This is a genomic window from Streptomyces brasiliensis, from assembly GCF_014647875.1.
Taxonomy (GTDB): domain Bacteria; phylum Actinomycetota; class Actinomycetes; order Streptomycetales; family Streptomycetaceae; genus Streptomyces; species Streptomyces brasiliensis.
Window position 1 is genome coordinate 64,821 of record NZ_BMQA01000005.1, and the last position, 13,869, is coordinate 78,689.

Genomic DNA, 13,869 nt, shown 5'->3' on the forward strand with positions numbered 1-13,869 from the left:
CTGCACCATGACGGAGACACACGGAGCACAGATCCCTGCCGACGTCGTACGGCTGCGCGATGTCACCGACGCCGACCTCGAGGTCTTCCTGGCCTACGAGCACGATCCGGAGGCCGTCCGGCGGTCGCGGTTCACCCCCCGGCCGCGGGACGCCTTCTTCGAGCACTGGCGGGAGAGAGTCCTCGGCGACCCCGGCAACCTGGTGCAGACGGTCACCGTGGACGGCGGGACCGCCGGGAACATCGGGTCCTGGTGGCAGGGCGAGCGCCGGTACCTCGGGTACTGGCTGGGCCGCCCGTACTGGGCACGCGGCATCGGCACCCGTGCCCTCGCCCTGTTCCTCCAGCGTGAGCGCACCCGCCCCCTCTACGCCGACCCCCACTCCGGCAACACGGCCTCCGTCCGCCTTCTGAAGAGACACGGCTTCGAAGAGGCCGGCACGGACCGGGACGGAGACGACGTGTACGTGGTGTTCATGCTGCGCCCCGCCGCTGGGGACTAGTCTCCGTGTCTCTCCGGAACCGGCGGCCGGTCCCCCGTCGCCCCGTCGATCAGCTCCCGCACGATGTCCATGTGACCGGCGTGCCGAGCCGTCTCCTCGATCATGTGGACCAGCACCCAGCGCAGCGACACGGAACTGTCCCGCCAGTCCGGGCGGCCCAGGGCGTCCAGGGGCCGGCCGGTGATCGTACGGTCGGCGGCGGCGCGCGCACGGCCGTAGAAGGCGATGATCTGTTCCGTCGTCTCCCCGGGGCCGATGATGATGTCCTCGCCCGCGTACGGGTCGAACCACAGCGGCTCGGCCTGCCCGCCGAACGACGACACGAACCAGCCGTACTCCACCGACGCCAGGTGCTTCACCAGGCCCAGCAGATTCGTGCCGGACGGCGTCATCGGCCGCCTCAGCTGCGCGTCGTCCAGCCCCTCGAGTTTCCACAGCACGGTGTCCCGGTGCCGGTCGAGACTCGCGTGCAGCGTTTCCTTCTCACCTGCGCTGTAAGCCGTCATGCAGCGGGAAATTAGCAGCGCGCACCGACAACGCCCTGCCATGCTCTGCGCATGGACCAGCGAACCGGCAGCACGTTCGAGGAACTCGTCGCCGAGGGCGCCGCCGTGCCCACCGAGGGCTGGGACTTCTCCTGGTTCGAGGGGCGGGCCACCGAGGCGCGGCCCTCCTGGGGCTACGCCCGCTCGGCGGGTGGCCGCCTGGCCCGCGCCGATGCCGCACTCGACATCCAGACCGGAGGCGGCGAGGTCCTCGACATGTCCCTCCGTACGGCGGCCACCGCCCGGCCCGGCCTGCTCGCCGCCACCGAGGGCTGGCCGCCGAACGTCGCCAAGGCCACCGCCCTGCTGCGGCCGCACGGCGTCGTGGTCGTCGCCGCGGCGGACGACGGGCCGCTGCCCTTCGCGGACGAGGCCTTCGACCTGGTCCTCAGCCGCCACCCCGTCCAGCCGCACTGGGCCGAGGTCGCCCGTGTGCTGCGACCGGGCGGCACGTACTTCGCCCAGCACGTCGGACCGGGCAGCGTCTTCGAGCTCGTCGAGTACTTCCTCGGGCCCCTCCCGCAGGAGGCGCGCACCGCCCGCCACCCCGACCGCGAGCGGGCCGACGCCGAGGCGGCCGGGCTGGAGATCGCCGGCCTCCGGGCGGAGCGGCTGCGGATGGAGTTCCACGACATCGCCGCGGTCGTGCACTTCCTGCGCAAGGTGATCTGGCTGGTCCCCGGCTTCACGGTCGAGGAGTACGAGCCCCAACTGCGCGCCCTGCACAAGCGGATGGAGACCGAGGGCCCGTTCGTCGCCCACAGCACCCGTCACCTTCTCGACGCACGCAAGCCGCACGGCTGACACGGTTTCCACATCGTTATCGCGAACGACTCGCATCCAGCAGGCGCCTCGCGTAAGTTCAGACCAAGGTAATTCGCGTGAGCAAAGCTGCGCGGGCGGCACCGCGCGGTGGAGGGGGCTGCGCGGTGCCGCATGCCTCCGTGCGCCGGTCAAGCCGCCGCGACCCGCCGGGATAGCCCGTCGGAGGGACGGCGTACCGGGCGCTCCGGGCGGCCCCGAAATCCCCCGCACCCGCCTGAACAAGGTTTTCCGCCCTTGTCGCGACGTCGTCATCCGACTCCGGAGAGTAGTTGTGGCACGCCGATGCACGCAGATTCACTTACGAAGGGTTATGGTGGAAACCCCCCCTCGGGCCGGTCCGTCTCCCCCCCACGGACCGGCCCGTTTTTTCATGCCGCCCGGCTTCTCCGATCCCGGTCAGGGCAATGCGCCCCACAGGGGCCGCGGGGAACCGGGCGAGAAACTCCACGACCCGCACACGCGCACAGGACGAGCCACCCCGATCCACGGGCGCCCCGACCCGCACCCACGCAACAGCTCCCGGGGGGTAACCTTCGGCCCGTAGGCGACCGCCACCGCATGGAGGGGCTGACATTCACGTGAACCTGCGCGACAAGCTGCGCGGCCTTCTGGTCAGGCTGTACGCGCGCCGGGTGGAAGGCCACCTGGACCACGCTCAGGTGCCCAAGCACATCGGCATCATCATGGACGGCAATCGCCGTTGGGCGAAGGCCGCGGGCTCCAGCACCGTGCACGGGCACCGCGCCGGTGCCGACAAGATCGAGGAGTTCCTCGGCTGGTGCAGTGAGACGGATGTCCAGGTCGTCACCCTCTGGCTGCTGTCCACGGACAACTTCGACCGCGCCAAGGAGGAACTCGTCCCCCTCCTCGGCATCATCGAGGACGTTGTCCGCACCCTCGCTGCCGACGGCCGCTGGCGCCTGCACCACGTCGGCACCCCCGATCTGCTGCCCTCTCCGATGCAGACGGCGCTCAAGGAGGCCGAGGAGGCCACCGCGCACGTCGACGGAATACTCGTCAACGTCGCCATCGGCTACGGCGGCCGCCAGGAGATCGCCGACGCCGTCCGCTCGATGGTCCTGGACGCCCGGGAAAAGGGTGTCTCCATGGAGGACCTCGCCGAGTCCGTCGACGTCGACATGATCGGCCGCCACCTCTACACCGGCGACCAGCCCGACCCCGATCTCGTGATCCGCACCAGCGGCGAGCAGCGGTTGTCCGGATTCATGCTGTGGCAGACGGCACACTCCGAGTACTACTTCTGTGAAGTCTTCTGGCCTGCCTTCCGCAAGGTCGACTTCCTGCGCGCCCTGCGCGACTACGCCGCACGTCACCGGCGGTACGGCGGCTGACGCCGCCCTCCCGGGCACGCACCGTACGGTAAGCGTCCCGTGCACCCCGGTTGGGGTGGGAGTAACAAGGAGTTCATCAGTGCGCCGTCCCATGCATTTGCATGGCCTCGTAAGTTCGAGGGCATAAGCCAAGCAGGTCGATGCCCGAACCACGGGTGTCGGATCTCAGCGGGCGGCACGGGGCCGTCCGCCCGGGAGGCCCTTTGCACCAGCCCGACTGTGCGGTCACTGCACGGAAGCAGCCGCGGAGGGCCGGTTCTCGGCCCGCGCGCGTGCATCGCGGCCGACGACCGGTCCAGCTAACTCTCGTCGCTCCCCGACCTCATCCGAGGGGGTACGTCCTTCCGTGGTGACCAGCACAAAGCGTCGTAAGCCCGACCGGCGCACCTATGTTCTCGACACCAGCGTCCTGCTGGCCGACCCGAACGCCCTGACCCGCTTCGACGAGCACGAGGTCGTGCTCCCCATCGTGGTGGTCACGGAACTGGAGGCCAAGCGGCACCATCCCGAACTCGGTTACTTCGCACGGCAGGCCCTGCGCCTGCTCGACGACTACCGGGTGAAGTACGGCCGTCTCGACGCCCCCATCCCGATCGGGGAACTCGGTGGAACCGTCCGTGTCGAGCTCAACCACTCGGACCCCAGCGTGCTGCCCACCGGCTACCGCCTGGGGGACAACGACTCCCGCATCCTCGCGGTGGCCCGCAACCTGCAGGCCGAGGGGTACGACGTCACCGTCGTGTCGAAGGACCTCCCGCTCAGGATCAAGGCGTCGTCCGTGGGCCTCCTCGCGGAGGAGTACCGGGCCGAACTCGCCATCACGGACTCCTCCGGCTGGACCGGAATGTCCGAACTGACTCTGTCCGGCGAGCAGGTGGACGTCCTCTTCGAGGCGGGTCACGCGTTCGTGCCGGAGGTGTCCGACCTCCCTGTGCACACGGGTCTGACGATCCAGTCGGAACGGGGCAAGGCGCTGGGCCGGGTGACGGCGGAGGGCAACGTCCGTCTGGTGCGCGGCGACCGGGAGGCGTTCGGCATCAAGGGCCGCAGCGCCGAGCAGCGCATCGCGCTCGATCTGCTGCTCGACCCGGACGTGGGCATCGTCTCGATGGGCGGCCGGGCCGGCACCGGCAAGTCGGCGCTGGCGCTGTGCGCGGGTCTGGAGGCGGTCCTGGAGCGCCGTCAGCACCAGAAGGTGATGGTCTTCCGCCCGCTGTACGCGGTGGGCGGGCAGGAGCTGGGCTATCTGCCGGGCACCGAGGCCGAGAAGATGAGCCCGTGGGCGCAGGCGGTGTTCGACACGCTGTCGGCGGTCACCAGCCGCGAGGTCATCGAGGAGGTCACCGCGCGCGGGATGCTCGAGGTGCTGCCGCTGACCCACATCCGCGGCCGCTCGCTGCACGACGCGTTCGTGATCGTGGACGAGGCGCAGTCGCTGGAACGGAACGTCCTGCTGACCGTTCTGTCCCGGATCGGCGCGAATTCACGGGTGGTTCTGACCCACGACGTGGCCCAGCGGGACAATCTGCGTGTCGGTCGCTATGACGGTGTCGTCGCCGTCGTGGAGAAGCTGAAGGGGCATCCGCTCTTCGCCCACGTCACCCTGACGCGGTCCGAGAGGTCCCAGATCGCCGCACTTGTGACCGAAATGCTGGAGGACGGACACATCTGACCCGAGTGCTCAACTTGAGTCGGTTACTCGCTGGTTGGCGCCGTCCGGCAAAGGCGTGAGCCTAGCCGGGCGGCGCCTTGGCGTGTGGGACCTTCATGAAAATCGCTGGGCCAAACGGGATGTGAGCTTTCACACGCAACTCAGGATTGCCTCGCGCCGTCCGGTTACGGCAGAGTCTCACTCCTGTCAGGCCCCGCATACGACACACCTGTACCCCCAGCGGTACGGCACAACAGAAGCATCACAGCCAAACTCCATAGCTGACGTCGTATGCCGCCCGCGCACCACGCGGCGCTCTCCTCGCGAGGGTTGCCCACCGGGCCCGCGCCTCCCGTGACCCCGCAGTTGGGAGGCCAGAGCCAGGGGCACGATTGCGTCCGCCAGGGTCACCGAAGCGGGCGATGCTGGAAGGAAACCGTGTGAGCCGGATTTCGGTCCGGGGATTCGCAGTGGTCTCGGCCACCGCGGTCACCGCTGTCGGAAGCGTCGTCGGCGTTGCCTCGGGCAGCACCGCGCAGGGCAACGACGCCGAGGCGACGGCAGCAGACGCGACGACGCTTCTTGCGGACATTCCCGCGGGCCAGCAGGCCCAGGTCCAGACCGCATCCCTGACGCAGCAGGCTGACGCGCAGGCCATCCAGGCCGACGCGAGCGCCAAGAAGGACGCCGAGGAGGCCGCCCGCAAGGCTGCCGCCGAGACGGCCGTCGCCAAGAAGGAGGCCGCCGAGAAGGAGGCCGCCGAGAAGGCGGTCAAGCTGGCCAAGGAGCGCGAGGAGGCCAAAGCGGCCGCCAGCCGCAGCAAGAGCGCCAGCGCCTCCAGCTTCCCCGTCCAGAGTTCGTACTCGGTCGCGCAGATCCAGGCGATGGCGCGTCAGATGGTCGCGAGCGACCAGTTCCAGTGCTTCAGCAACATCGTGGACCACGAGTCCAGCTGGAACTACCAGGCCGTCAACGCCTCTTCCGGCGCCTACGGTCTCTTCCAGGCCCTCCCCGGCTCCAAGATGTCGTCCGTGGGCGCCGACTGGCAGACCAACCCGGCCACCCAGATCAAGTGGGGCCTCAACTACATGGACAGCCGCTACGGCAGCCCGTGCCAGGCCTGGTCCTTCTGGCAGGCGAACCACTGGTACTGAGACACACGGAAGTTCCTTCCGCTCTCAACCCCGAACAGCCCCTTCCCGTCCTACGGGAAGGGGCTGTTGCCCTGTACGGTCGGACGGACGACTCCAGGGGGGAGTGGTGGGGAGCACCCGGGGACACGGGGGAAGAGGACGGATCATGTCACGAGTGCCAGGGTGGCTCGGCCGGCTGGGCGCCGGACTGACCGAGATGGGCGAGCGGCTGGACGAGCGCAGGGCCGAGGTGGAGAAGGAGCACTCCGAGCCGGAGCCCGTTCCCGCCGGCCGTGCCGTCGTCCCGGCGCCCACCGGTCCCGAGCCGTCGCCGCAGCAGAGCGGTCCCCGACCCGGTCCGCGTCCCGACCCGGCACAGGCCGTGCCGTGGGGCGTGCGGGTCGCGGCGGAGGCGGGCTGGCGGCTGCTCGTGCTCGCGGGCACGGTCTGGGTGCTGATGCGCGTCATCAGCGCCGTCCAACTGGTCGTGTTCGCCTTCGTCATCGCGCTGCTGATCACCGCGCTGCTGCAGCCGGCGGTCGCCCGCCTGAGGCGCTACGGCGTGCCGCGCGGCCCGGCCACCACGCTGACGGCGATCCTCGGCTTCGTGGTGATGGGGCTGATCGGGTGGTTCGTGACCTGGCAGGTCATGGAGAACATCGACACCCTCTCCAACCAGATCCAGAGCGGCATCGACGATCTGCGCAACTGGCTGCTGAAGAGCCCCTTCCACGTCACCGACAAGCAGATCAACCAGATCGCCAAGAACCTCCGCGAGGCGATCGGCGCCAACGCCGACCAGATCACGTCCACCGGACTCGAGGGCGTCCAGGTCATCGTCGAGGCCCTGACCGGCATCCTGCTGGTGTTCTTCTCGACGCTGTTCCTGCTGTACGACGGCGAGCGCATCTGGCAGTGGTCGCTGAAGCTGGTGCCCGCGGCGGCCCGCCCGGGCGTGGCCGGCGCCGGCCCGCGCGCCTGGCGCACCCTGACGGCCTACGTCCGCGGCACGGTCCTGGTGGCCCTGATCGACGCCACCTTCATCGGCCTGGGCATCTATTTCCTGGACGTCCCCATGGCCGTCCCGCTGGCCGTGTTCATCTTCCTGTTCTCGTTCATCCCGCTCGTCGGCGCGGTCGCCTCCGGTGCGCTGGCGGTGGTCGTCGCGCTGGTCACACAGGGCGTGTTCACCGCGGTGATGACCCTGGTGGTCGTGCTCGCGGTGCAGCAGATCGAGGGCCACGTCCTGCAGCCGTTCATCCTCGGCCGCGCCGTCCGCGTGCATCCGCTCGCGGTGGTGCTGTCCGTGGCGGCCGGCGGCATGGTGGCCGGCATCGGCGGCGCGGTGGTGGCGGTACCGCTGGTGGCGGTGACGAACACGGTGGTGGGCTATCTGCGGGCGTACTCGCAGGGCGAGGTTCCCGGCTCCGATACGGCACTTCCCAGCCAGGCTCCGGATGAATCAGCCCGTCTGGGGGAGTTCGAGGAGGAGGCCGTTCAGGCCGAAGGGGAGTCCGCAGCCCCCGGTGACGGCTCCACCAACACCGAGGACCCCGTCCAGCAAACCTGAACGGGGCCCAAGAACGGCGGCGTCTACTCGGCGTCGGCCAGCACAGCCTCGGCCTCCACGGTGGAACCGACCGCCTGGATCACCGAGGCGATCTTGAACGCCTCCTGGATCACCTCACGGTCGACGCCCGCCTTGCGCAGCACCTGCTCGTGCGAGTCGAGGCACATGCCGCAGCCGTTGATGGCGGAGACGGCGAACGACCACAGCTCGAAGTCGACCTTCTCGACACCGGGGTTGCCGATGACGTTCATCCGCAGGCCGGCGCGCAGGGTGCCGTACTCGTGGTCGGACAGCAGGTGCCGGGTGCGGTAGAAGACGTTGTTCATCGCCATGATCGCGGCGGCCGACTTGGCGGCCGTGTACGCCTCGGCGCTGAGGTTCGCCTTCGCCTCCGGCGCCAGCTCACGCAGGACGATGGGGGAGCGCGAGGCGATGGCGGTCGCCAGCACCGTGCCCCACAGCTGCTGCGCGGGCAGGTCGGAGTTGCCGATGACCGAGCCCAGGTTGAGCTTCAGGTCCTTGGCGTAGTCCGGGACCCGGGACTTGAGGGAGTCGAGCGACATGTCGGTCACTCACCGGCCAGCAGGGCGACCGGGTCCAGGGTCTCGTCGCCCTTGGTCCAGTTGCACGGGCACAGCTCGTCCGTCTGGAGGGCGTCGAGGACCCGCAGGACCTCCTTCGGGTTACGGCCGACCGAACCGGCCGTCACCATCGAGAACTGGATCTCGTTGTTCTGGTCCACGACGAAGACCGCGCGCTTGGCGAAGCCGTCCTCGTCCTCGATGCCGAGGTCGCGCATCAGCTCGTGCTTCGAGTCGGCCATCATCGGGAAGGGCAGCTCGCGCAGGTCGTCGTGGTCCTTGCGCCAGGCGTGGTGCACGAACTCGGAGTCGCCGGAGAAGCCGAGGACCTGGGCGTCACGGTCGGCGAACTCGTCGTTCAGCTTGCCGAAGGCCGCGATCTCGGTGGGGCACACGAAGGTGAAGTCCTTGGGCCAGGCGAAGATCACCTTCCACTTGCCTTCGTAGGTCTTGTGGTTGATCTTCTCGAACTCCTTGCCCTTCTCCAGTGAGACGCAGGCAGTGAGGTCGAACGCGGGGAACTTGTCACCGACAGTGAGCACACGCTCTCCTTGCAGCGAGGAAACCCCCGGATCGCGGGCGTTTCCCATGGGTTGGACGCTGTTGATGTTGGCACAGAGTGCATTGATCAGTGAAATAGCTACACTCGGTCCAGCTGATCGGAGGAGGTTATCGGTGGCCATCGGCAATGGCGGCAGGAAGCGGCAGCCGAGCCTCGCCCAGCTGCGCGCCTTCGCCGCCGTGGCGGAGCATCTGCACTTCCGGGACGCGGCCGCGGCCATCGGGATGAGCCAGCCCGCCCTGTCCGGTGCCGTCTCGGCGCTGGAGGAGACACTGGGCGTCACTCTCCTCGAGCGTACGACGCGCAAAGTGCTCCTCTCGCCCGCCGGTGAGCGTCTCGCCGTACGCGCCAAGGCGGTTCTCGACGAGGTCGGCGCGCTCCTGGAGGAGGCCGAGGCCGTGCGCGCGCCGTTCACGGGGGCGTTGCGGCTCGGTGTGATCCCGACCGTCGCGCCGTACCTCCTGCCGACGGTGCTGCGGCTCACCCACGACCGGTACCCGGACCTCGATTTCCAGGTGCACGAGGAGCAGACCGCGAGCCTCCTGGACGGGCTGGCCGGCGGACGGCTCGACCTGCTGCTGCTCGCCGTCCCCCTCGGCATCCCCGGCATCGTCGAACTCCCCCTCTTCGACGAGGACTTCGTGCTCGTCACCCCGCTCGACCACTGGCTCGGCGGCCGTGAGGGCATCCCGCGCGAGGCGCTGAAGGAGCTGAACCTGCTGCTCCTCGACGAGGGACACTGCCTGCGCGACCAGGCCCTCGACATCTGCCGGGAGGCGGGTCGCGGGATCAAGGGGGCGGGGCGAAGCCCCGCGGTTGAGGGTGGTGGTGGCAGACGGGAGGGCGCCCCGGTGACCACGACGGCGGCCGGTCTGTCGACCCTGGTCCAGCTCGTCGCCGGTGGCCTCGGCTGCACGCTGCTCCCGCGCACCGCCGTCAAGGTCGAGACGACCCGCAGCAACCAGCTCCTCACCGGCTACTTCGCCGACCCCGCCCCGAGCCGCCGTATCGCCCTCGCCATGCGCGCCGGCGCGGCACGCGGCGCCGAGTACCGGGAACTCGCGGGTGCCCTCCGCGCGGCACTGCGACCGCTTCCCGTGCGGGTGCTCGACAACGACGTCTGAGTTCGAGGGCCGACACCACCGCGGACTCGATCGTCCACGAGGGCCTTGCCGCGCTCGCGGTCGCGGGCCTGGGCCTGGCGCGCCGCACCGCCGAGGCCACGGCGCGCGGGGCGCTGCGGCAGACGGTGGACCTACGGCAGCCACGGCTGCGCCGCCTTCTACGCCGTCGGCGACACAGCCCTGATGTCGTGCTCGGCGACGAGGGCATGGGCGTGGATCGCCTGCACCGGGTGACCCAGGGCGGTGCGGGAGCACAGCCTGTGACCGCACGGCACGTGGGCCCGTCCCCTCCCGGAGCGGGAGGGGACGGGCCCACGTGGGGCTACTCCGTGCGCAGCCCGTCCGCGCGCATCAGCCGCATCAGCGGCGGCATGCTGAGCAGCGTCACGACGAGCACGATCGCCGCACCGATGCCGGTCATCGCGAGCACGCTCGCCCAGTCCACGACCACCGGCACCCTCGTCATCCGCAGCAGCACCGCGCCCAGGGCCAGGCCCACCACCGAGGCGAGCAGCAGCCCGAGGGCGATGGGGACGGCCGTCTGCCACAGCACCGACAGGCCCAGGGTGCGGCGCCGCGTGCCGAACGCGACCAGGGACGACAGCAGTTTCCTGCGCTCGCGCAACTGCTCCAGCTGCGACACCAGCAGGCTCGCGCCGATCAGCGCGAGGACGCACGTCGCGCCGACGAACAGGCCGGTGCGGATGGAGGTGAACTTCCTGGCCTGCTGGGTGGCCGCCCACACCATGGGGTCCACCGTCGTGTCGATGCCGGCCGAGGTGTTGCGCACGTACTCGCGCACGTCCGTCACGGACTCGTCCAGGCTCAGGTAGATCTGCCCCCGCACAGACTTGGCGGTGCCGGGCAGCGCGCTCGGCGTCAGCAGGAAGCCGCCGCGCCTGACCCCGGTCGGGTCATCGATGGACTGCGCCTGCTTCAGATGCGCCGGTACGGTCCACGGGGTCGCGGCGCCGGGGGAGTCGCCGTAGGACGGGTCGAAGTACATCTTCCGGCCCGCCGTGGCGAGCGTCGGGGTGTCCGTGTCGTACTCACCGCCCCGTAGCACGAACACGTCACCGTCGTGGCAGGCGGGCAGGGTCGCGACCTCGCGCAGGGCGGTGCAGTCGCCGATGGTCACTTGCGTGGTGTGCTCGGGGTCGCGGCGCCGGTCGCCGATGTAGTCCCCGGACAGGGCGATGACCTTGCCGACGCCCTTGGTCTCCCTGAACTTCTCGGCGGCCATGGCGAGGGGGTAGCCGTGCGGGAGCCCGACCTGCATCTGGGCGCGGGTGAGGTCGTTCGTCGAGTTCTTGGTGTAGTCGCCCTGCACGCCGGCGAACAGCATCTGCAGCGCGATGGCACCGGCCACCGCGACCGCGATGCCGTTGACCATGCGGGCCGCCGTGCCGCTGCTCAACTGCAGTCGGCGCACGGCCAGTTGCCAGGCGACCGCGCCCGAGCCGAGGCGGGCGACGACCGCCTCGACGATCCACGGCAGCAGCGCGGTGATGCCGACGAGGATGAGGATGACACCGCCGGTGACCAGGTACTGGTTGAAGTTCCCGTTGTTCCGGCCCTGCCCGATCATCGGGTACAGCAGCACGAGTCCGCCGAGCGGCAGCAGCAGCCGCCACCACAGCCGCCGGCGCGCCGGCCGTGCCGTACGGACGACGCCCAGCGGCTCGATCACCACGCCGCGCAGCGCGAACAGGGTGACCAGCACCGCGGCGGCCGGGACCGCGACGGCGACGAGCACGGCCAGCAACGGAGAGGGGTTCAGATAGCTCGGGAACACGCTGGTGCCGAGGACCTCCACGGAGCCCGCGACCTGCCGTCCGATCAGGAAGAAGACCGTACCGAGGACCAGACCGAGCAGCGCGCCCGCGAGCGCCTCGCCCGCGGCGATCCGGCGGGTCATCCCGCTGTCGGAGCCGACCAGCCTGAGCGCCGCGAGCCTGCGGTCGCGCCGCTCGCCGCCGAACCGCACGGCTGCGGCGATGAACACGGCGACCGGCATCAGCAGCACGACGAAGACGACCAGGACCAGCAGCACCAGCACCGGATCGGTCTCCGAGGGCGTCGGATTCGGGTCGCCGTAGGCGTCGATCCGGGCCACTCGCGAGCCGTCGATCTTCGCGGCGAGCCCCTCGGCGCCCGCGTAGTAGGCGAGTTCGCGCGAGCCGATCAGCCCGCTCTCCCCGATGGTGGCGGAGATCCGGTACGGCAGCCGCTCCCGCAGCAGCTTCGCCCCGTCCGAGGCGAGCAGCTCCTTCAGCGCGGGGGAGACGGCCATCTCGCCCGGCGCCGGGTACGTCGCCAGGCCCGGCGGCAGCGGGGCGCGCGGCCCCTCGGGCTCGACCAGCCGCCCGCGCACGTCCTTGTCCCGGAACACCGTGTCGGTGTCAGCGATGACGAAGGTGTCGTCGGCCTTCGGCACCCGCTTGGAGCTGTACGTGTAGTCCAGCCGGGCCTCTTCGCGCTCGTGCCGGACGTTCAGGGCGCTGGGGATCGCCGTCGTCAGCAGGAGCAGGGCCACCCCGAGGCCAACGCCGACGGCCGTCAGCAGGACCCGGACCCAGCCCTCGCGTCCGCCGGTGAAGGCGAACCGGGCCCCCATGGCCAGATCCCGCGCCCACTGCCGTGCCCTCATACGGCCCGCTCCATGTCCCGGGACCTGCCGTCCCGCACGACGATCTCACGGTCGGAGTAGGCGGCGACCCGGGCCTCGTGCGTGACGAGGACGACGGCCGCGTTGGTGGAGCGGGCCGCGTCCGTCAGCAGCACCATCACGCGCTCGCCGTTGAGCGAGTCGAGCGCTCCGGTCGGCTCGTCCGCGAACAGCACGCGCGGCTCGGTGACCAGCGCCCGCGCCACGGCGACGCGCTGCCCCTGACCGCCGGAGACCTCACCGGGCCGCTTGCCCTTCAGGTCGTCCACCTCGAGCCGTTCCATCCAGCCGAGGGCGGCCCGCTCGGCCTGCTTGCGGGAGGTGCCGTTCAGCCGCAGCGGCAGCGCCACGTTCTCCACGCAGGTCAACTCCGGTACGAGCTGGCCGAACTGGAACACGAAGCCGAAGTCGCTGCGCCTTAGCGCACTGCGCTCGGCGTCGCTCATCGTGGCGAGCTCACGTCCGTCGTACGTGATCGACCCCGAGTCGGGCGGCACGATCCCCGCGAGGCAGTGCAGCAGCGTCGACTTGCCGGACCCGGAGGGGCCCATCACGGCGACGACCTCGCCGGAGTGGATGGAGAACGCGGCGCCGTCGAGCGCGACGGTCGGGCCGTACGCCTTGCGCAGCTGGTCGGCGGAGAGCAGGGAACCGGCGGGAGCGTTCACTTGGCCACCGCCTCACGGAGCTTGTCGAGGCGCGCCGCGGTCAGCTCCAGCCAGCGCAGGTCGGCCTCGAGGTGGAACAGGGCGTGGTCGCAGATCAGCTGGTCCGCGAGGTCGCCCTTGCGCTTGCGGTCGGTCAGGACGCGCATGCTGCGCAGGTGCTCGGCGCGCTGGGTGTCGAGGATGTCGGCCGCGTCGCGGTGGGTGTGCAGTGCGAGGACGACCTTCGTGTAGAGGGTCGACTGGAGGTATTCCTCCGGCTTCTCCGGCGTCGCCAGCCAGTGCTCCACGTCGGTGATCCCGGCGTCGGTGATGGCGTACCGCTTGCGCTCGGGCCCGCCGCCGGCCTCGATCCCGTCGACCTCGACGAGACCGTGCTTCAGCAGGCGGGACATCGTCGAGTAGACCTGGCCGTAGTGCAGCGGCCGGTCGTGACCGAACTTCTCGTCGAAGGCCCGCTTCAGGTCGTAGCCGTGTCGCGGACCGGACTCCAGGAGCCCCAGAAGGGTGTGACCGATGGACATGTCCCGCACTCTACACACGGTGTATACCCGGAATGTATACGCGGGGTGTGTAGATCGCGGCGGGGCGTACGGCGATGCAGGTGGGGGTCGATTGTCACGGTTCTGCGACAGCCGGCCGGCCGCATATCCCCCGGAAGCAACCCTTCACCTACCTCAACCGTCGGTTC

The 13,869-nt window shown here is 70.1% G+C and carries 13 protein-coding genes and 1 pseudogene; 8 read left to right on the top strand and 6 right to left on the bottom strand.

The genetic code is table 11. The features are described 5' to 3' along the window. The first annotated feature begins 7 nt into the window (after positions 1 to 7). Positions 8 to 502, top strand: a complete 495-nt coding sequence (locus IEZ19_RS09715) for a GNAT family N-acetyltransferase (protein WP_189310704.1) — start codon at positions 8 to 10, stop codon at positions 500 to 502. Here the strand turns inward: IEZ19_RS09715 and IEZ19_RS09720 are convergent. Continuing rightward, positions 499 to 1,008, bottom strand: coding sequence for a DinB family protein (locus IEZ19_RS09720; protein WP_189310705.1), 510 nt, complete (start codon positions 1,006 to 1,008; stop codon positions 499 to 501). The two genes, IEZ19_RS09715 and IEZ19_RS09720, sit on opposite strands and share 4 nt — an antisense overlap. Positions 1,009 to 1,059: 51 nt before the next feature. Between IEZ19_RS09720 and IEZ19_RS09725 the strand changes: the two genes are divergently transcribed. The 5 genes from IEZ19_RS09725 (at position 1,060) to IEZ19_RS09745 (ending at position 7,578) form a co-directional block, all read left to right on the top strand. Then, a complete protein-coding gene (locus IEZ19_RS09725) occupies positions 1,060 to 1,851 on the top strand; it encodes a class I SAM-dependent methyltransferase (protein ID WP_189310706.1) in 792 nt (263 codons plus the stop codon). 599 nt (positions 1,852 to 2,450) lie between these two features. After that, positions 2,451 to 3,224, top strand: a complete 774-nt coding sequence (locus tag IEZ19_RS09730) for an isoprenyl transferase (RefSeq protein ID WP_189310707.1) — start codon at positions 2,451 to 2,453, stop codon at positions 3,222 to 3,224. A gap of 346 nt (positions 3,225 to 3,570) precedes the next feature. Beyond that, the gene (gene phoH2, locus IEZ19_RS09735) at positions 3,571 to 4,896 is read left to right on the top strand and encodes an RNA 5'-3' helicase PhoH2 (protein WP_189310708.1); all 1,326 of its coding nucleotides are present in this window, start codon (positions 3,571 to 3,573) and stop codon (positions 4,894 to 4,896) included. 419 nt (positions 4,897 to 5,315) lie between these two features. Further along, the gene (locus tag IEZ19_RS09740; protein ID WP_189310709.1) at positions 5,316 to 6,029 is read left to right on the top strand and encodes an aggregation-promoting factor C-terminal-like domain-containing protein; all 714 of its coding nucleotides are present in this window, start codon (positions 5,316 to 5,318) and stop codon (positions 6,027 to 6,029) included. A gap of 145 nt (positions 6,030 to 6,174) precedes the next feature. After that, complete coding sequence (locus IEZ19_RS09745; protein ID WP_189310710.1) at positions 6,175 to 7,578, top strand: AI-2E family transporter; 1,404 nt, start codon at positions 6,175 to 6,177, stop codon at positions 7,576 to 7,578. A gap of 23 nt (positions 7,579 to 7,601) precedes the next feature. Here the strand turns inward: IEZ19_RS09745 and IEZ19_RS09750 are convergent, their stop codons facing one another. Beyond that, positions 7,602 to 8,141: an alkyl hydroperoxide reductase gene (locus IEZ19_RS09750; RefSeq protein WP_189310711.1), complete on the bottom strand. Its 540-nt coding sequence runs from the start codon at positions 8,139 to 8,141 to the stop codon at positions 7,602 to 7,604. A 5-nt stretch (positions 8,142 to 8,146) separates the two neighbouring features. Continuing rightward, entirely contained in the window at positions 8,147 to 8,701 is a 555-nt protein-coding gene (locus tag IEZ19_RS09755; protein WP_189310712.1) for a peroxiredoxin, read from the bottom strand. Positions 8,702 to 8,834: 133 nt separating this feature from the next. On the opposite strand from IEZ19_RS09755, the gene IEZ19_RS09760 reads away from it, so the two are divergent. Next, entirely contained in the window at positions 8,835 to 9,845 is a 1,011-nt protein-coding gene (locus tag IEZ19_RS09760; protein WP_189310713.1) for a LysR substrate-binding domain-containing protein, read from the top strand. Between the two features lie 2 nt (positions 9,846 to 9,847). Continuing rightward, positions 9,848 to 10,084 (top strand): annotated as a pseudogene (locus tag IEZ19_RS50540) (roadblock/LC7 domain-containing protein); the annotation flags it as partial. An 83-nt stretch (positions 10,085 to 10,167) separates the two neighbouring features. Here IEZ19_RS50540 and IEZ19_RS09765 read toward each other — a convergent pair. Genes IEZ19_RS09765 through IEZ19_RS09775 form a run of 3 tightly spaced genes read right to left on the bottom strand, consistent with a single transcriptional unit; the run spans position 10,168 to position 13,702 of the window. Beyond that, positions 10,168 to 12,495, bottom strand: coding sequence for an ABC transporter permease (locus IEZ19_RS09765; RefSeq protein ID WP_189310714.1), 2,328 nt, complete (start codon positions 12,493 to 12,495; stop codon positions 10,168 to 10,170). After that, positions 12,492 to 13,181 carry an ABC transporter ATP-binding protein gene (locus tag IEZ19_RS09770; protein WP_189310715.1) on the bottom strand — a complete coding sequence of 230 codons (690 nt, stop codon included), beginning with the start codon at positions 13,179 to 13,181 and terminating at the stop codon, positions 12,492 to 12,494. The genes IEZ19_RS09765 and IEZ19_RS09770 overlap by 4 nt, the downstream gene beginning before the upstream one ends. Further along, a complete protein-coding gene (locus tag IEZ19_RS09775; protein WP_189310716.1) occupies positions 13,178 to 13,702 on the bottom strand; it encodes a PadR family transcriptional regulator in 525 nt (174 codons plus the stop codon). The genes IEZ19_RS09770 and IEZ19_RS09775 overlap by 4 nt, the downstream gene beginning before the upstream one ends. Between the last annotated feature and the right edge of the window lie 167 nt (positions 13,703 to 13,869).